Source organism: Pseudoruminococcus sp. (genome assembly GCF_047012705.1).
In the GTDB taxonomy this organism is placed as follows: domain Bacteria; phylum Bacillota; class Clostridia; order Oscillospirales; family Acutalibacteraceae; genus Pseudoruminococcus.
Genome location: NZ_JBKXNW010000005.1, coordinates 79,493 through 97,199, shown reverse-complemented (window position 1 = coordinate 97,199; position 17,707 = coordinate 79,493). Strand labels below are relative to the sequence as shown.

Here is a 17,707-nt window from a genome sequence, read left to right as displayed (position 1 = left end):
AAGCGGAATGTATCTTGGGAGCGGCGGTTCGCCACCTTAAGCGAAGTTTTCAATTTAAAAACTTCGACGCGAATAGCAAATGATAATTTAATGAAAAAGCGGAATGTATCTTGGGAGCGGCGGTTCGCCACCTTAAGCGAAGTTTTCAATTAAAAAACTTCGACGCGAATAGCAAATGATAATTTAATGAAAAAGCGGAACGCGTCTTGGGAGCGGCGGCTCGCCGCAGTGGTGGCACGCCACTAATCTTTCAACTTCGCAACGATAACCCGAATCATCAAATTTTGTTACAGTGAAAATTCCGTCTTTTTCTGTTAATGTGATAATGGAATTTCGTGGCTGAGTTTCAAGAACGCCAGCAATTTTTTTGCGTGAAGGAATGATACTGCGACCTTTCTCATTGTGCATATCAAGTGCAATGAAGAGTTCCTTTACATCTTCAGCAGAAAATTTTGTGATTCCATATGACGCAAGAATTATAGCAATTTCTTGTATTATCATAAAAGACGGAAGAAGTTGAAAATTTATGATAGCCCTATCGCTTTTGCAGTAGGCTTGGATTTCTTCCATGTTTAACTTAGTAAAATCAAGCATAATTATCTTATAATTATATTCTCCGTAAAGTTTTTGCCAAATTTTCCGGTCTTGGGCAATGCAAGAGCGTAAATATCATCAGCTATGCTTTCACACTCAAACTGTCGTTTCGCCTCTAAGCTAAGCGCCTTTATATCTTGAGCTTTCATAATTACCGGTAGCTTTGCCGTTGTGCGCATCTCTCTCAATATTTCCTTACCTCGTTCATTAAAACCAAGCACACGAATATATTGAGGTTTAGAGGAACAGTCATTGTCTGTAATATGAAGCAAAGCTCTTAGAACGAGTCTCCTTAGTCTTGAATTAGGATAGCGTTTTGTTTTGATTTTATCGAAAAGCTCTTCGAGTGTTGTAGCGTTTAGGGAAACATTTCTTAGTCTGTTTTCTATACCCTCACTGATATTCGGAAGTTCCTTATATTCGTTTTCTGTCATTGTTCTAAGGCGGTAAATGATAAGCTTTTCAAAATTTGAAAAATCTACAGGAGCAGATTTCTGACGAATAGCATTTTGAATAAGTTCATAACTTCTTTTTGGAACAAATTTTTCATAGCTGGAATTAGATTTAATTAAAGAGCGTATAAATGATGCAGAGGCATAGCTTTCGTTAGGAATTTTAGAATCGTGTGCAACGCCACTTCTTACGATTGTTTTAGGTATAAGAGAACTTCCTATATCACGAATGGCTTTGACATATTCAACCGCAAGAAGATTATTTGGAGCACGAATAATATCGGCATATTCGCTTCCAAGCATATTTGTCAACGAGAGTTCGATTGCCCGTGCATAGCTTTCATTGCTTGAAACATATCCCGCAAACCAAGCTTTAAATTCTATACTTTCAAAGGTTGCACATATTTTTTCAAGTTTTTTAATATCTCCGCACTCACTGCCAAAGAAAAGTGAATTGCAACAACCCAAAGCATCTGCTATAGTAACTCCGCCAAAGGCATATTGCTCCGCTGAAGCGGTTGAATATGTTACAGGCAGAAGCAAGACAAGGTCAACGCCACTTTCAAGTGCGGCTTTTGTTCGGATATATTTGTCGATAATTGCAGGTTCGCCACGCTGAGTGAAGTTACCGCTCATAATTGCCGCAATATGAGTTGCACCTTGCTCACGCATAGATTTTACGAGATAGTTATGTCCGTTGTGAAATGGATTAAATTCGCTGATTACAGAAAAAAGATTCAAAAAATCACCCCTCATATTAAAAAAAAGTTGAAATGTGCCGTAGAATGTATTATTATTATAATAAATTAAAAACAAATTTGCAACAAAAAGGAGTATTTATAATGGACATTCTCGTTATTAACGCAGGAAGTTCTTCATTAAAGTTCCAACTTATAAATATGGAGAACGAAGAAGTTCTCGCAAAGGGCATTTGTGAGAGAATTGGTACAAAGGGTAGTATTTTTACCTTTAAGTCACACACAGGTTTTCAGATTAAGGACGAGCCTGTGCCTATGAATAACCACACAGACGCTTTTAATTGTGTTGTAAAGGCTATGCTCGACCCTGAAAATGGTGTTATTAAGAATATTTCTGATATTGCTGCTATCGGTCACAGAGTTGTTCAGGGTGGTTCGCTTTATAGCAAGTCTGTAATCGTAGACGATGATGTTATCAAGGGAATTGAATCCCTTATTCCTCTTGCACCACTTCACAATAAAGCTCATGTTGAGGGTATCTTAGCTTGCAGAAGTGTTTTTGGTAAAGATGTACCTGAGGTTGTTGTATTTGATACAGCTTTCCATTCAACAATGCCTCCCAAGGCTTACATGTATCCTATTCCTTATGAATACTATGAAAAATATGGTATTCGCCGCTATGGATTCCACGGAACTTCACATAGATATGTTACTGCAAAGTGTGCAGAACTTCTCGGTAAAGATGTTAAGGATACAAAGATTATAAGCTGCCACCTTGGCAATGGTTCTTCAATAACTGCGGTAAATGGCGGCAAGGTTGTAGATACAAGTATGGGACTTACACCACTTGACGGCTTCATGATGGGAACTCGTACAGGTACTCTTGACCCATCGGTTGTTACATTTATTGCAGAAAAGGAAGGTCTTACACCATCAGAGATGAGCGACCTACTCAATAAAAAATCAGGTATGCTTGGTGTTTCCGGTATTTCAAGCGATGACAGAGATATTTGTGTTGCTGCTGCTAAGGGAAATAGACGAGCAATTCTTACAAAGGAAATGCTCGAATATGAAATTGCAAAGTTCATCGGTAGCTATATGGTAGTTCTTGGTGGTTGTGATGCGATTATCTTTACAGCCGGTATCGGTGAAAACGAAGCAAGCCATAGAATAGGCGTATGCAAATACTTTGAGTATCTTGGCATTAAGATTGATGAAAAGGTTAATGCTGAAACAAAGAGAGGCAAGTGCGGATTGATTTCTACACCTGATTCTGCTGTTAAGGTATTTGTAATTCCTACAAACGAAGAGCTTCTTATCGCAAGAGATACAAGAGATTTAATAAGCAAATAATAAAAAATCAGCGGAGTAACTTGATTATATGTTACTCCGCTATTTTTATGCTCTATGTCAGGTTTATTGTTGTTGGGCGTGGTTAGAATCGCTTTTTTCGGCATTATCTCTGAAAAGAAGTGATATGCACCATATTGCTGAAAGAGCAACAAGCGTATAGATTATTCTGCTGACAATTCCTGTCTGACCGCCGCATATCCAAGCGACAATGTCGAACTGAAAAATTCCGACAGAACCCCAGTTAAGACCTCCGATTATCAGAAGTATTAGCGCGATTTTATCCATCATAATAAATGACCTCCTTTGTTATGCGTTTTGAATAACGCTGATAAAGCCTGATAATAATATTGACAGGCTTTATTTAAAATATTCATCTCCATAAATTGCTACAAAATTTTTTATTGTTTTCATAGCGTTGCGTATATGCTTGTAAACAGTTGCATCAGCTATTCCGAGATTATTTGAGATTTCTTTTACACTTTGTTTTTCATAATAACGATGATAAAAGCAGAAACGCTGTTTTTCGGTAAGCTCATTATCTATTATTTTACGAAGTCCGTCTTTATATTCATTTAGCTTGCTTGAATTTGTTCCCTTGCTTTGATATTTTATGAATGATGTATAATTATCAATTTCGCTTGATATGGAAAGAAGTTTTTTACGCATTTTGACCACCTACTTATAATAAGTTTAATTTTTGAGATTCTTTGTTGCACGCTCTTTCATAATTCTTGCGGTAAAATCGCAGTCGACATACATTTCTTCAAGTATTTTAATTCTATGGTTAAGCTCTTTAAGATGAGCTCCATAGCTACCTTTTTTTTCGATCTTTAGATTTTCTATTTTTTTCATAAGTTCATTAGCAGTTATTTTATATTCTCTTGACATTTCATTATAATTCATATAAATACCCCTTTCATACACGAATTGTGTTATGAGAAATTAAAAATAATGAGAGAACAATAAAGTTTTTGAATCTATGTTCTCTCTATGATTTAATTTTAGCAAAGTGATTAACAAATGTCAATAGATTTCTCGAAAATTTGTTCGTTAAAAAATTTTTATAAATAGTTGATTTTACACACAGCGTGTGGTATAATATTTGCATTAGCTGATAAGGCAAAATAATAGTAATTTATTTTATGGTTATAATAATTTGAGAGGTGTCTGATATGAGCATATTTTCAGAACGACTAAAAGATTGCAGGAAACGATGTGGTTTTACACAAAGGGAGCTTGCTAATAAATTAGGTGTGGCATCTTCAGCAGTAGGAATGTATGAGCAGGGCAGGAGAGAGCCTGATAGTACAATGCTCTTAAAAATCTGTGCTGTACTAAATACTACTACAGATTATCTTCTTGGCTTAGATGATGGTAAGTCTTTAAACCAAAATGAAAATCGTGATGTTAGTGAGGTTATAGATGAATTTACTGAAATGCTTGCTAATCAGAGTGGTCTTATGTTTGACGGAGAACCGATGACTGACGATGACAGGCGAAAGATTATTGACGCAATAAAGGTTGCCGCCGCCGTTGCGGTAAATAGTCGGAATAGAAACGGAGGTTAGATATGGAGAATATTGAAAGAATTACCTCTAATCTTGTTCAAAAATATAATACTAATTCGCCGTTTGAACTTTGCGATTATCTCGGCGTTAATGTTATATATCAGGAATTACCTGATTGTGTTCGCGGCTTTTTTATAAAGATTTTGAAAAGCTTTGTTGTTGTGATAAATAATACCGTTGATGAAGATGAAGCAAAAGTAGTATGTGCTCACGAACTTGGACATATAATTTTACATAGCGAAACAAATTCAATCAGCCTTAATAGCAGAACTTATCTTTGCACATCAAAATATGAGCGTGAAGCGGATTTGTTCGCAGTTAATCTTCTTTTACAAGGCGAAATTTTTCCGACAGATGATAACCTTAGTGCTGAGGAAATTTCAAGAATCACACATATACCATTAAAACTTATTATGCTGAAATATTTTCCTGAGTAATTTATTGCTTGGAGGTGGGTGTTATGAAATATTTTATAATTCGTGATAATTCTGATGTTGATTCACGACTTGCTATATTTGATTCCAATGGCAATGAAATTTTTAAGGTTTCCGGCGAAAATTCGGGCAATAATCAGAAAATGGAAATCTCAAATATGAATGGCGAAGAGTTTGTCGCAATAACCTCATCTCCGTTTGCATTTCCACATTTTAGGGTAAGGATTGGCAGGAAAAGAATTATATTTATAATGACACCTCAGGCAAAATCGCCTATGGCAATCTATGGAGCAAGTGCATATTTTGACGGAGTATTATTGACAGGAGATTATACGCTTACAGACCATGGCAAAAATATTGTTGCTGCTCAAAAGCATAGCTGGTGTAAGCTTGGCGAATGCCACGAGCTTGAAATTTTAAACGAGGATTATACATTGCTTAGTCTTGCAGTATCATCAGCTATTAGTATCTATTATGGAATTTATGACGAAAATAACGCTGTTCCGATATAAATTTTCTGCATAAAAAAAGACAGCCCCTCATACATTGTAAAAAAGTGTATGAGGGGTTGATTTTATGCCGTGGTGGGCTATTTTATTGGTATGTGGTGGAGTATTTTTAGCATTGGTTGCTATACGGAAGATTATGAAGTCGAAGCACCCTATCCGTTCGGCTCTTTTGGGCTTGCTTTTAGGTCCTGCGTGTATGCTTGTGATAAATATAATTTCTATTTTTACAAGTGTAAGCATACCTATAAGCCCGCTTTCTCTCGGAATTTCATCTACTCTTGGTATTCCAGGGGTTACAGCTATGCTACTACTTCAACTGATATGTTAAAAGTAAGTTTATTTTGCTATCAGCTTATCAAGAGAATCTTTTATCATTTCACGATTTTCTGTGAGAGCGGCAAGCAAAACAGTATAAATATATTGTGGGTCGTTATAGAATGAGCGTTTGATTAGATTAACCTGTGAATAATCAGGCATAAATACTGTAAAGCTCATAAGCGTCATACTTCCGTCTGTAATTGAGAAGGAAACATTATATCCGCCGTTTTCAAGCTTTTCAACCTTAACGGGGTTTTCTTTTTGAAGTTTTTGTTTGGCAAGAAGCGATATGCAGGCAGAAAGTGCCTTATCTCTTGTTGTGAATGGTAATGTAGTATCAAGCTGATTTGCAATCATTTTTCCTCTGCCGGTAAGAATATAATAATCCTTCTTATTCTCAAATTCTGCAATATTTCCGCTCTGGAGGAGGTCATACATTGCATCGTTTGTTTCAAAATAGTTGGCAAGGCCATTATTTACTATGACAGAAACAATATCGTCTTTTTTAAGTGGTCTGTTTGCTGAGTTTATAAGATAGCAGATAAGGATACATATATCGCTTTTATTTCGTAGACCACCTGGCTCTATTCCGCCTGTAAATGCGTCAAAATCCATAGTTTACACCTCGTGATATATACTTAAAATTTGATTTTATATATTTTGTAGATATAACAATCATATTATAGCATATTTTGGGTGAAATTTGAAATAGTTTAAAGAATTTTTTAAAAAATATACTTTTAGTTACGATATAATATAATTTTATCTAAAGATTAATAAATTTATTGAAAAAATTCAGTATAAGCGATATAATTCTTTTATTAATGATAATTTGATGTTTATATCTTTACGGAAATTTAAATATAGGAATGATTGATGATGAAAAAGGTACTAAAATATACTGCGATATTTTTGCTTAATTTTTTTATGAGCTTTATATATTGGTTTTGGCAACTTGTTATGAGCTTTGCAACGGGTTTAGGTGATTTTACATATTCATCAAAAGAAGCATATATATATATATGCACCAGCAAGGTCTTATTATATGATGTATTTGATTTTAGTTTTTTATATTATAATTGTTGTTTTAATTAATGTATGTATTTTAAATGGTTGGCTTCGTAAGAAATATGAAATTGATATAATGAAGTATACTATATTAGCAATACTTGGATTTAATATACTTTTTATAATGTGGTTTACTCAGTATATTTTAGCAGTGTGTTTTAACATATATTAAAAATTTATGGAGAAAAATTATGAAAGAAAAAATGAAAATTTTTAAAGAAATTATAATTTTAACAATTATAAATACAGTTTTAATTTCAATTATTTCAGGTCTTGGCAGAATTATTGTGCTGAATATTATGCAAAATCTTGATAGTACGAATGATATGAGAAGTACATATATTAAATATTTCAATATCTCATTGATACTAATTGGCATATTATTTATAATTACTTTAATAGTAAATATGAAAGTATATATTAAGAATAGAGAAAATATTAGCATGAGTTTTTGGAAAGTATTTTTATATAATACAATAATTTCTTCAGCGCCATTTATTTTACCAACAATTTTTTGGATTCCATAAAATAGAATTTTAAAAGAAATTTTAATTATCTTTTTTATGTATTATTTGATTTTTTACGGCATATATGGTAAAATAAATCTATATAAAATCAATGCCTTGTATTCAACTGTATAGCGGTTATTTCATATCGAGGTGTATTGCTTGATATGAAATGAATGTTATCCTGATTGTGAGGTGAGAATATGGAAGAGCAAATGCCTTGGATTTGGCTATGTATTATTATCTGTTCATGCTTTATTGAGTTTATTACATCTGTTCAGTTGACAGCTATCTGGATGGCTTTAGGTGGCGTCGCCGCTATTATTGCAGAATTTTGCGGCGCGCCGATTTACTTGCAGATTATAATTTTCTTAGTGGTAACGGCTGTTGCGATTATACTTACGAGACCGCTTGCCAAAAAGCTAATGAAATTTGAAAAAACAGCAACAAATGCAGATATGTTTATCGGAAAAACGGGTACGGTTCTTACGCAGATAAACGGCAGAAAAGAAGTCGGCAGAGTAAAGGTTATGGGCGATGTATGGAGTGCTGTCGCAGATAATGATGAAATTATTCCCGAAAATACAGAGGTTCATATTAAAAGCATAGAGGGAGTAAAGCTAATTGTAGAAACTAAAAAATAATAAATTTTAAGAAAGAAGTGTTATTATGCAACCTATAGGTTGGGTACTTTTGATTCTTGCAGCTATCATAATTCTTATTATTGTAAAAAACTTTCAGATTGTTCCGCAGTCACACGCATATGTTATAGAAAGACTTGGAGCTTATAAGACCACATGGTCAACAGGTTTACACTTAAAAATTCCTTTTATCGAGAGAATTGCTAAAAAAGTTTCCTTAAAAGAGCAGGTTGTAGATTTTCCACCTCAGCCTGTTATTACCCGTGATAATGTAACAATGCAGATTGATACTGTTGTTTACTTCTATATCACAGACCCTAAGCTTTATGCTTATGGTGTTGAAAGCCCTATCGCAGCTATTGAAAATCTTACTGCAACAACTCTCCGTAACATCATTGGCGACCTTGAACTTGATAATACTCTTACTTCAAGAGATGTTATCAACACTAAGATTCAGGTTATCCTCGATGAAGCAACAGACGCTTGGGGCATTAAAGTTAAGCGTGTTGAGCTTAAAAATATTCTTCCGCCGAGAGAAATTCAAGCTGCTATGGAAAAGCAGATGAAGGCAGAGCGTGAAAGAAGAGCAAAGATTCTTGACGCAGAAGGCGATAAGCGTTCTCAGATTCTTGTTTCAGAGGGCTTAAAGGAATCTGCTATCCTCAAGGCTGACGCTATCAAGGAGAGTAAGATTCGTGAGGCACAGGGTGAAGCTGAGGCTATTATGACAGTTCAAAAAGCCTATGCTGACAGCTTGAAGATGTTGAACGAGGCTTCTCCGACAGATAAGGTTATCGCACTTAAGAGTCTTGAAGCTTTTGAAAAAGCCGCCGACGGCAGAGCAACAAAGATTATTATTCCGTCCGAGATTCAATCTATGGCAACTCTTGCCGCAACATTGAAAGAAATGGTTTCGGATAAAAATATAGATATTTCCCCGAAGTCTGAAAAGCCTAAACAACAGATTCAGACAACTGAAACAAATAACTGAAAAACTAATTCTCGGAGGTTATGACAATGCACTTTACATTGCGTGAAAATTCAATTTTTGGCGTAGGGTGTATAAGTGTATTCAAAAACAGATGACAACTAAGGCTGTGGAGCATATCCACAGCCTTGTGTTGTTTATTGTTAATATTATTTTGTCGTGAATTGAAACTTTAAGGAGAATATAGTATGATTACACTAAAAAAAGTTGAGTTAGCAGATAAAGATAAATTTTGGAATATATTTCAAAAGTATTGCTATGAAATGTCAGCGTTTTATGATATGGATTTAGATTCAAATGGTAATTATGAATATGAATACTTCGATGCATATTTTGAGGAAAATAGTAGAATTGCTAATTTTATTTTTGATGATAAAGCCTTGATAGGTTTTGTTATGATAAACAAGCATTCGTGTCTAAATGAGGTAATAGATTATTCAATAGCAGAATTTACTATATTTCCAAAGTATAGAAAAAATCATTATGCTATAAAATCAATCTGTCGTATTTTTGAATCATATCTTGGCAGATGGGAGATTAAATTCAGTAATTATAATATACCGGCAAAAGCCCTTTGGCTAAAGGCAACAAAAAATTTTGTACCTCAAATATCGTCATTTGATGAAACTGAGACAGTGTTATCATTTGTTGTAAAGTGATAAATCCCAATTTAGATTTTCGGTATGGTTTTGCTATGATAAATAATTATTTGTAGCTTCATTGAAAAATATAATTTTATGATAATATCTATCTGTACAAATAGTAACTTGTAAGGAGGATATGTTATTTATGTTTAAAAATTTTTTTAAAAAGATAAAAGGAAGCAAATTAACGGCAGTATTATCTATTGTAATGATAGTATCAAGTATTGTGAGTATTATATGTGGATATTATGTTGTGTCAAGCGTTGTTAATCTGATATTATGGATATTAGTACTTATATGCAGTATAAAAGGTTGGTAAATTACAATTTGTATAATAAAAAGAAGATGAATTAGAATGTAAGAAAATAAAAGATTTACTTTGAGAAATCAGCAAGAGGAACTTGATAATTTCACAGACGAGGATATAATTGATTTTCTCGAAAATCTTTATAGCGATTGGAACGAATTTATAGTATTGTCGGCAGAAGATGTTCCGATAGACAGTGTTTCTTTTGTACAGGCATTTTGGAATGATGATATATTACATATGGAAATAGGCGTATTAACAGAGGAAAATCCAAAGCTTGCTCTTTATGAAAGCGATATGCCTATGGAAGATGGCAGAAAATTATTCTTAGATTTCTTCCATGGAAAATGGAGCGGAAATAATGATGAGTTTTCACTTTGCGAAATGCAGCCTTGATAAATCATAAATTATTAAAAAGGGGATAGATTAAAATGTCAGAAAAGAAAAAAGTAGCTATTATTATGGGAAGCGACAGCGATTTTCCAACAGTTTCAGGAGCAATTAAGACTCTTGATTCTTTCGGAGTTCCGTTTGAGGTTCATGTAATGTCTGCACACCGTACACCTGAGGCTGCGGAGAATTTCTCTAAAACAGCTAAGGCAAATGGTTTTGGTGTAATTATTTCAGCAGCAGGTAAGGCAGCACATCTTGGCGGAGTTCTTGCGGCTAATACTACACTTCCTGTAATCGGTATTCCGATAAAGTCCTCAACTCTTGACGGACTTGACGCACTTCTCGCAACTGTTCAGATGCCTTCTGGTATTCCTGTTGCAACAGTAGCTATTGACGGTGCTGCAAATGCTGCAATCCTCGCTGTACAGATGCTTGCACTTTCTGATGATGAGCTTGCTAAAAAGCTTGAGGACGAGAAGGTCAAGATGAAGAATGGCGTAGAGGCTAAGGACAAGGCTATTCAAGATAAGGTTAAGGAACTTTTGGGCAAAAATTAATTACTTTGATTCACCTTGAAATAAATAGGAGTTAAAATAATGACAGATTTATTTATTGAGGATAAAATCCACGATGAATGTGGTGTGTTTGGTATTTTCGGAAATGATGCAACTGATATTATTGACGAAACATATCTTGCACTTTATGCTTTACAGCACAGAGGAACTCTCGGTGCCGGTATTGCGATAAATGATAACGGCAATATGAGCGTTGTCAAGGGCTTTGGTGTTGTGCCGGAGGCTCTTCCCGAAAAGGAACTTTCAAGGCTTAAAAAGGCTAAAATTGCTCTTGGTCATGTCCGTCATACAACGGCTTCTGTTGCAAACGACAGAACATCAATTCAGCCTCTTCTTATGAGATATGTCAATGGTCAGCTCTCACTTGCTCTTAATGGTGCTTTGACTAATTATTCTGAGCTTAGAGAATATCTTCATCGTGGCGGTGCGATTTTCCAATCAAATAGTGATATTGAGGTTATCGCATATATCATAGCTCAAGAAAGACTTAAAACTGCAAGCATAGAAGAAGCTGTTCTGAATGCTATGGATAAAATTAAGGGTGCGTATTCAATGGTAATGATGGCACCATCACGCTTAATTGGTGTGCGTGATCCGAGAGGATTTAGACCACTTTGCATTGGTAAACTTGGTAAGAATTATATTATCACAAGTGAATCTTGCGTTTTCGATAGCCTTGGCGGAGAATTTGTAAGAGATGTCGAACCGGGCGAAATGGTTGTAATTGATGACGAGGGCGTACACAGCTATAAGAATAATTGCGGTGGTAAAACAAGCCTATGTCTTTTCGAGTTTGTATATTTCGCAAGACCTGATTCAGTTCTTGACGGTATGTGTGTAAATATTGCAAGACAGAGAGCGGGCATTGAGCTTGCTAAGGAACACCCTGTCGAGGCTGATATGGTATGTGCTGTTCCTGACTGCGGAATTGACGCCGCTATCGGTTATTCAATGCAATCAGGTATTCAATACGGCGTTGGACTTGTAAAGAACAGATTTATCGGCAGAGCCCACAACAATAGAAAGAAGCACGCTCAGTATAATTTGAGAATCAAGCTTAACGCTATGAAATCAAATGTTCAGGGCAAAAGAATTGTTCTCATTGATGATTCTATAGTTAAGGGTGAAACAAGTAAGCATATTGTTTCAATGCTAAAGAAAGCAGGAGCTAAGGAAGTTCATCTTAGAATTTCTTCTCCACCATTTAAGTATCCTTGCTATTTTGGCACAGATATTGACAGCACAGATAATCTCATAGCTGCACATAAGAGCATTGATGAGATGTGTGCTGAAATCGGTGCAGATTCTCTTGGTTTCTTAAGCATAGACGGTTTGCATAGAATTGCTGATGAATGTAAGATTGATTTCTGCGACGCTTGTTTCAGCGGAAATTATCCAATAGAGGCTTCAAGACAATCACACGAGGATAAATATTCAAAGAAGCTCTAAGCTAAAATTTGCTTGTTAAAATAATTTTAATATATTTTTCGGAGGTACAATATGAAAAGCTACAGTGACAGCTATAAGGCTGCGGGTGTTGATGTTACAGCAGGTTACAAGGCGGTTGAACTTATGAAGGCTCATGTCGCTAAGACAATGACTTCCGGTGTTCTTTCAGGAATAGGCGGTTTCGGCGGTCTTTTCGAGCTTGATGTTGAAAATATCAAAAAGCCTGTTCTTGTTTCCGGTACAGACGGTGTTGGCACGAAGTTGAAAATTGCTTTCCTTATGGATAAGCACGATACAGTTGGTATCGACTGTGTTGCTATGTGCGTAAACGATGTTATCTGCTGCGGTGCAAAGCCACAATTCTTCCTTGACTATATAGCAGTAGGCAAGAATGTTCCTGAGAAGATTGCTTCAATCGTTTCTGGCGTTGCAGAAGGCTGTATTCAGAGTGGTTGTGCTTTGATTGGTGGAGAAACTGCTGAAATGCCCGGTTTCTATCCAGTTGATGAATATGACCTTGCCGGTTTCTCTGTCGGTGTTGTAGATAAGGATAAGATTCTTGACCCATCAACACAAAAAGCCGGAGATGTAATGATTGGTATTAAATCAAGCGGTGTTCACTCAAATGGCTTTTCGCTTGTCCGTAAGGTATTCTATGTAAACGAGGAAACTCTTTCTACATACTATGATGAGCTTGGTGCAACTCTTGGCGAAACACTTCTTACACCAACTAAGATTTATGTTAAGGCTGTTCAGTCTTTACTTGACGCAGTTAAGGTTAAATCTATTTCTCATATCACCGGCGGAGGTTTCTATGAGAATATTCCTCGTTCACTTCCAAAGGGACTTTCTGCTAAGATTGCAAGAGCTGATGTACAGGTTCTTCCAATATTTGATTTGATTGCTAAGGTTGGTAACATTCCTGAGCATGATATGTTCAACACATTTAATATGGGTGTTGGTATGACAGTTGTAGTAGACAAGGCTGACGCAGATAAGGCTATCGCAGCAATTAAGGCAGCAGGCGAAGAAGCTTATGTTCTCGGCGAACTTGTTGAAAGTGACGAGGGTGTTATCATCTGCTAATTTTCGGGAGAGTATAATATGAAAAATATAGTTGTTCTCGTTTCTGGCGGTGGTACTAATCTTCAGGCTTTGATAGACGCACAGGAGAGCGGAATAATCAAGGGTGGCAAAATTACTTGCGTTATAGCTTCTAAAGAGGGTGCTTATGCTCTCGAAAGAGCAAAAAAGCATAATATCAAGGGAATAGTTTGTCCAAGAAAGGAATATCCTGATTCAGTTTCTTACAGCAAGGAGATTCTAAGACTTCTTCAAGAAGAAAAGGCTGATTTGATTGTTTATGCCGGCTTTATGATTATCCTTGATGAAATGGTTTCTCGTGCGTATCCTAATAGAATAATGAATGTTCACCCTGCACTTATTCCATCATTCTGCGGAAAGGGTTTTTATGGACTTAGAGTTCATGAAGCCGCACTTGAAAAGGGCGTTAAGGTTACAGGTGCGACAGTCCATTTTGCCAATGAGGTATGCGATGGAGGACCTATCATTCTGCAAAAAGCTGTTGATGTTCTTGAGGACGATACACCTGAAACACTTCAACGCAGAGTTATGGAACAGTGTGAGTGGAAGATTCTCCCTGAGGCAGTATCACTTTTCTGTCAGGATAGACTTGAAGTTGTAGATGGAAAGGTTCATATTCGTAGTAAATAATAAAAAATATGCTACTGAACTGGCGAACACAGTTCGCCCCTGCGATTTGTTAACCAACTTAATTTAAGACAGTTAAAAGTTTCGCTCAAGCCTTTTTAAAGCGGCGAGCCGCCGCCCCCAAGACGCGTAGTCGGTTTTGCAAGCAAAACCTCGATATTCTAAACCGACTTTTATTCATGCGGAGGAAGTAATTACCAAATGGGTGAAAAAGCATAAAATAGTAAACGAAAGGAAGTCGAAAATGATAGATATTAAAGAAGAATTAAGCGGAAACACATATCCCGGCAGAGGAATTATTATAGGAAAAAGTGATGACGGCGAGAAAATAGTTATTGGCTATTTCATTATGGGCAGAAGCGAAAACAGCCGTAACAGAATTTTTGTTGCTGAGGGTGCAGACCTTAAAACAAAGGCTTTCGATGAATCAAAGCTTCAAGATCCATCTTTGATTATTTATGCACCGGTAAGAGAAATCGGTGAAACAACAGTTGTTACAAACGGCGACCAAACGGACACTGTTCGTGATTTCATTCTTGAGGGAAAATCCTTTGAGGACGCTCTCAGAACTCGTACATTTGAGCCGGACCCACCGAATTTCACACCAAGAATTTCGGGTATCGTAAATCGTCACGACGGAACATTCTCATATAAGATGTCTATTCTCAAGAGCGATAATAACAGAGAAGAAGCTGTACTCAGATTTTTCTATGAGTATGCAGAGCCTATTTCCGGCGAGGGACATTTTATCCACACATATGAGCATGACGGTAGTCCTATTCCGTCATTTAAGGGTGAGCCAAAGCGTATAAAGCTTTCAGGCAATATTGACGAATTTACAAAACAGGTTTGGGAAAACCTTAATCCTGATAATAAGGTTTCATTCTTTGCAAGATATATCGACATCAAAACAGGCAAGACTGAATCTCGTATTGTAAACAAAAATTCATAATAAAAGGAATGAGCAGAATGAACGAATTAGAACTCAAGTACGGTTGTAACCCTAACCAGAAGCCATCAAGAATCTTTATGGAAAACGGAGAAGATTTACCTATTGAAGTTCTCAATGGTAAGCCCGGATATATTAACTTCCTTGATGCTTTCAATAGCTGGCAGTTGGTTTCAGAGCTTAAAGCAGCAACAGGACTTCCGGCAGCAGCGTCCTTCAAGCATGTAAGCCCAGCTGGTGCAGCTGTTGCAACAGAACTTTCTGATACTCTCAAGAAGATTTATTTTGTTGACGATTTGGAGCTTTCTCCTATTGCAAGTGCATATGCAAAGGCTCGTGGTGCAGATAGAATGTCCTCATACGGTGACTGGGCAGCCCTTTCTGATATTTGTGATAAGGAAACAGCTTTAATTCTCAAGCGTGAAGTTTCTGACGGTATTATTGCTCCCGGTTATACAGATGAAGCACTTGAAATCCTCAAGAGCAAGAGAAGAGGAACATATAATATAGTTAAGATTGACCCTAATTATGTTCCGGCAGCTATTGAGCATAAGCAGGTTTACGGTGTTACTTTTGAGCAGGGCAGAAACAGCCTCAAGATTGACGAGGAATTGCTTAAGAACTTCCCGACAGACAACAAGACTTTCACCGATGAGGCAAAGCGTGATTTAATTATCGCTTTGATTACACTCAAGTATACACAGTCAAATTCTGTTTGTTATGCAAAGGATGGACAGGCTATTGGTGTCGGTGCAGGTCAGCAGTCAAGAATCCATTGCACAAGACTTGCAGGAAACAAGGCTGATATATGGTATCTCCGCCAAAATCCAAAGGTTATGGCACTTCCATTCAAGGAGGATATTCGCCGTCCTGACCGTGACAACACTATTGATGTTTATATTTCTGACGACTATGAAGATGTTCTTGCAGACGGTATCTGGGAACAGTTTTTCACAGAAAAACCGGAGCCTCTTACTCGTGAGGAGAAAAAAGAATGGCTCAAGACATTCAGTGGAGTATCTCTTGGTTCAGACGCATTCTTCCCATTTGGTGACAACATTGAGAGAGCCCATAAGAGTGGTGTAGAATTTATTGCACAGCCGGGCGGTTCTATTCGTGATGATAATGTTATTGAGGTTTGCAACAAGTATAATATCGCAATGGCATTTACAGGAATCAGACTTTTCCATCACTAATAAAAAACCTTAACTTCATAGAAAAGAGGTATATAAAATGGATATACTTATGCTTGGAAGTGGCGGCAGAGAACACGCACTTATCAAGAAATTAAAGGAAAGTCCTAAAGCAGGAAAAATTTATTGTGCCCCAGGTAATGGCGGTATTTCAAAAGACGCTGAGTGTGTTAATATCAGCGTTATGGATAAGGAAGGCATTATTGCTTTTGCTAAAGAAAAGAATATAGACCTTGTTTTCGTTGCACCTGATGACCCACTTGCTGCAGGTGTTGTTGACGCTCTTAACGATGCAGGAATCAGAGCTTTCGGCCCTGTTGCAAAGGCTGCTGAAATCGAGAGCAGTAAGGTTTTCTCTAAGAACCTTATGAAAAAATATAATATTCCGACTGCTGGTTATGAGGTTTTCTCTGACCCTGAAAAGGCTATTGCATACATTGAGGAGCAGAATAAGTTTCCGACAGTTATAAAGGCTGACGGACTTGCTCTTGGTAAGGGTGTTATTATTGCACAAAACCTTGAGGAAGCTAAGGACGCAGTTAAGGAAATTATGGAAGATAAGAAGTTCGGTGAATCCGGAAACAATGTTGTTATCGAAGAATTTCTTACAGGTCCTGAAGTTTCTGTTCTTGCATTTACTGACGGCAAGACACTCAAACCTATGATTTCCTCTATGGACCATAAACGTGCATTAGACGGCGATAAAGGACTTAACACAGGCGGTATGGGCACAATTAGTCCTAACCCTTACTACACAGACGATATTGCAGAAGTTTGTATGAAGACAATCTTTATGCCGACTGTTGAGGCTATGAACAAAGAGGGCAGACCTTTCAAGGGATGTCTTTACTTCGGACTTATGCTTACACCGGACGGACCTAAGGTTATCGAATACAATTCTCGTTTCGGAGACCCTGAGGCACAGGTTGTTCTTACACTTCTTGACAGCGATTTGGTCGATATTGTCAATGCTGTTATTGATGAAAAGCTTGACGAAGTAGACATCAAGTGGTCAAATGATAATGCTGCTTGTATAGTTATGGCAAGCGGTGGTTATCCTGAAGCATACAAAAAGGGTATCGAGATGAACGGCTTTGACGAGAACGGTCAGGTTGACGGTGCAGTTGTTTTCCACGCAGGAACTAAGTTTGAAAACGGAAAGTTCTATACAAACGGCGGTAGAGTCATAGGTGTTACTGCAAAGGGAAAAACTCTTGAGAAAGCTCTTGACAACGCTTATGCGGCTGTTGAGAAAATCAACTTTGACGGCGCTCATTACAGAAAAGACATAGGCAGAACAAGAAAGTAATTATTCTGACCTTAAAATATGACATAAA

23 protein-coding genes are annotated in these 17,707 nt (G+C 36.8%); 17 read left to right on the top strand and 6 right to left on the bottom strand.

From position 1 onward, the window contains the following. Positions 1 to 183: 183 nt before the first annotated feature. Both ACLU24_RS06295 and ACLU24_RS06290 read right to left on the bottom strand, forming a co-directional pair. A complete protein-coding gene (locus ACLU24_RS06295) occupies positions 184 to 594 on the bottom strand; it encodes a hypothetical protein (protein WP_412611112.1) in 411 nt (136 codons plus the stop codon). A gap of 2 nt (positions 595 to 596) precedes the next feature. Further along, a complete protein-coding gene (locus ACLU24_RS06290; protein WP_412611110.1) occupies positions 597 to 1,787 on the bottom strand; it encodes a tRNA(Met) cytidine acetate ligase in 1,191 nt (396 codons plus the stop codon). A gap of 101 nt (positions 1,788 to 1,888) precedes the next feature. On the opposite strand from ACLU24_RS06290, the gene ACLU24_RS06285 reads away from it, so the two are divergent. Then, positions 1,889 to 3,097, top strand: coding sequence for an acetate/propionate family kinase (locus tag ACLU24_RS06285; protein ID WP_412611108.1), 1,209 nt, complete (start codon positions 1,889 to 1,891; stop codon positions 3,095 to 3,097). Positions 3,098 to 3,160: 63 nt separating this feature from the next. Here ACLU24_RS06285 and ACLU24_RS06280 read toward each other — a convergent pair whose 3' ends face one another. The 3 genes from ACLU24_RS06280 to ACLU24_RS06270 all read right to left on the bottom strand — a co-directional run bounded on the left by ACLU24_RS06280 (position 3,161) and on the right by ACLU24_RS06270 (position 4,000). Continuing rightward, positions 3,161 to 3,385 (bottom strand): DUF378 domain-containing protein, encoded by a 225-nt coding sequence (locus tag ACLU24_RS06280; RefSeq protein WP_412611107.1) that lies wholly within the window; start codon positions 3,383 to 3,385, stop codon positions 3,161 to 3,163. Positions 3,386 to 3,454: 69 nt separating this feature from the next. Then, entirely contained in the window at positions 3,455 to 3,763 is a 309-nt protein-coding gene (locus ACLU24_RS06275; RefSeq protein WP_412611106.1) for an RNA polymerase sigma factor, read from the bottom strand. A 24-nt stretch (positions 3,764 to 3,787) separates the two neighbouring features. Next, positions 3,788 to 4,000 carry a hypothetical protein gene (locus tag ACLU24_RS06270; RefSeq protein ID WP_412611105.1) on the bottom strand — a complete coding sequence of 71 codons (213 nt, stop codon included), beginning with the start codon at positions 3,998 to 4,000 and terminating at the stop codon, positions 3,788 to 3,790. A gap of 269 nt (positions 4,001 to 4,269) precedes the next feature. On the opposite strand from ACLU24_RS06270, the gene ACLU24_RS06265 reads away from it, so the two are divergent. The 4 genes from ACLU24_RS06265 (at position 4,270) to ACLU24_RS06250 (ending at position 5,936) form a co-directional block, all read left to right on the top strand. Then, positions 4,270 to 4,665, top strand: a complete 396-nt coding sequence (locus tag ACLU24_RS06265) for a helix-turn-helix domain-containing protein (protein ID WP_412611104.1) — start codon at positions 4,270 to 4,272, stop codon at positions 4,663 to 4,665. A gap of 2 nt (positions 4,666 to 4,667) precedes the next feature. Then, on the top strand, positions 4,668 to 5,102 hold the full coding sequence (locus ACLU24_RS06260) for an ImmA/IrrE family metallo-endopeptidase (protein WP_412611103.1): 435 nt from the start codon (positions 4,668 to 4,670) through the stop codon (positions 5,100 to 5,102). A gap of 23 nt (positions 5,103 to 5,125) precedes the next feature. Beyond that, entirely contained in the window at positions 5,126 to 5,611 is a 486-nt protein-coding gene (locus tag ACLU24_RS06255) for an LURP-one-related family protein (RefSeq protein WP_412611102.1), read from the top strand. Between the two features lie 64 nt (positions 5,612 to 5,675). Continuing rightward, positions 5,676 to 5,936, top strand: a complete 261-nt coding sequence (locus ACLU24_RS06250) for a pro-sigmaK processing inhibitor BofA family protein (protein ID WP_412611100.1) — start codon at positions 5,676 to 5,678, stop codon at positions 5,934 to 5,936. Between the two features lie 8 nt (positions 5,937 to 5,944). Here ACLU24_RS06250 and ACLU24_RS06245 read toward each other — a convergent pair whose 3' ends face one another. Beyond that, the gene (locus ACLU24_RS06245; protein WP_412611098.1) at positions 5,945 to 6,541 is read right to left on the bottom strand and encodes a DUF4364 family protein; all 597 of its coding nucleotides are present in this window, start codon (positions 6,539 to 6,541) and stop codon (positions 5,945 to 5,947) included. A 644-nt stretch (positions 6,542 to 7,185) separates the two neighbouring features. On the opposite strand from ACLU24_RS06245, the gene ACLU24_RS06240 reads away from it, so the two are divergent. From ACLU24_RS06240 to purD, 12 genes are all read left to right on the top strand, one after another. After that, positions 7,186 to 7,521 carry a hypothetical protein gene (locus ACLU24_RS06240; protein ID WP_412611097.1) on the top strand — a complete coding sequence of 112 codons (336 nt, stop codon included), beginning with the start codon at positions 7,186 to 7,188 and terminating at the stop codon, positions 7,519 to 7,521. A gap of 182 nt (positions 7,522 to 7,703) precedes the next feature. Beyond that, the gene (locus ACLU24_RS06235) at positions 7,704 to 8,144 is read left to right on the top strand and encodes an NfeD family protein (RefSeq protein ID WP_412611095.1); all 441 of its coding nucleotides are present in this window, start codon (positions 7,704 to 7,706) and stop codon (positions 8,142 to 8,144) included. Between the two features lie 25 nt (positions 8,145 to 8,169). Further along, entirely contained in the window at positions 8,170 to 9,132 is a 963-nt protein-coding gene (locus ACLU24_RS06230; RefSeq protein ID WP_412611093.1) for an SPFH domain-containing protein, read from the top strand. Between the two features lie 185 nt (positions 9,133 to 9,317). Continuing rightward, positions 9,318 to 9,788, top strand: a complete 471-nt coding sequence (locus ACLU24_RS06225) for a hypothetical protein (RefSeq protein WP_412611092.1) — start codon at positions 9,318 to 9,320, stop codon at positions 9,786 to 9,788. 364 nt (positions 9,789 to 10,152) lie between these two features. Beyond that, on the top strand, positions 10,153 to 10,476 hold the full coding sequence (locus ACLU24_RS06220; protein WP_412611091.1) for a hypothetical protein: 324 nt from the start codon (positions 10,153 to 10,155) through the stop codon (positions 10,474 to 10,476). 35 nt (positions 10,477 to 10,511) lie between these two features. After that, positions 10,512 to 11,030 carry a 5-(carboxyamino)imidazole ribonucleotide mutase gene (gene purE / locus ACLU24_RS06215; protein ID WP_022264805.1) on the top strand — a complete coding sequence of 173 codons (519 nt, stop codon included), beginning with the start codon at positions 10,512 to 10,514 and terminating at the stop codon, positions 11,028 to 11,030. Between the two features lie 39 nt (positions 11,031 to 11,069). Continuing rightward, on the top strand, positions 11,070 to 12,497 hold the full coding sequence (gene purF / locus ACLU24_RS06210) for an amidophosphoribosyltransferase (RefSeq protein WP_412611089.1): 1,428 nt from the start codon (positions 11,070 to 11,072) through the stop codon (positions 12,495 to 12,497). Between the two features lie 51 nt (positions 12,498 to 12,548). Further along, positions 12,549 to 13,583 carry a phosphoribosylformylglycinamidine cyclo-ligase gene (gene purM, locus ACLU24_RS06205; protein ID WP_412611088.1) on the top strand — a complete coding sequence of 345 codons (1,035 nt, stop codon included), beginning with the start codon at positions 12,549 to 12,551 and terminating at the stop codon, positions 13,581 to 13,583. A gap of 18 nt (positions 13,584 to 13,601) precedes the next feature. Further along, positions 13,602 to 14,231, top strand: coding sequence for a phosphoribosylglycinamide formyltransferase (gene purN / locus ACLU24_RS06200; protein WP_412611086.1), 630 nt, complete (start codon positions 13,602 to 13,604; stop codon positions 14,229 to 14,231). Positions 14,232 to 14,472: 241 nt separating this feature from the next. After that, entirely contained in the window at positions 14,473 to 15,180 is a 708-nt protein-coding gene (locus ACLU24_RS06195; RefSeq protein ID WP_412611085.1) for an IMP cyclohydrolase, read from the top strand. Between the two features lie 17 nt (positions 15,181 to 15,197). Continuing rightward, complete coding sequence (locus tag ACLU24_RS06190; protein ID WP_412611084.1) at positions 15,198 to 16,373, top strand: phosphoribosylaminoimidazolecarboxamide formyltransferase; 1,176 nt, start codon at positions 15,198 to 15,200, stop codon at positions 16,371 to 16,373. A gap of 37 nt (positions 16,374 to 16,410) precedes the next feature. Then, positions 16,411 to 17,679 carry a phosphoribosylamine--glycine ligase gene (purD, locus tag ACLU24_RS06185; RefSeq protein ID WP_412611083.1) on the top strand — a complete coding sequence of 423 codons (1,269 nt, stop codon included), beginning with the start codon at positions 16,411 to 16,413 and terminating at the stop codon, positions 17,677 to 17,679. The last annotated feature ends 28 nt before the right edge of the window (positions 17,680 to 17,707 follow it).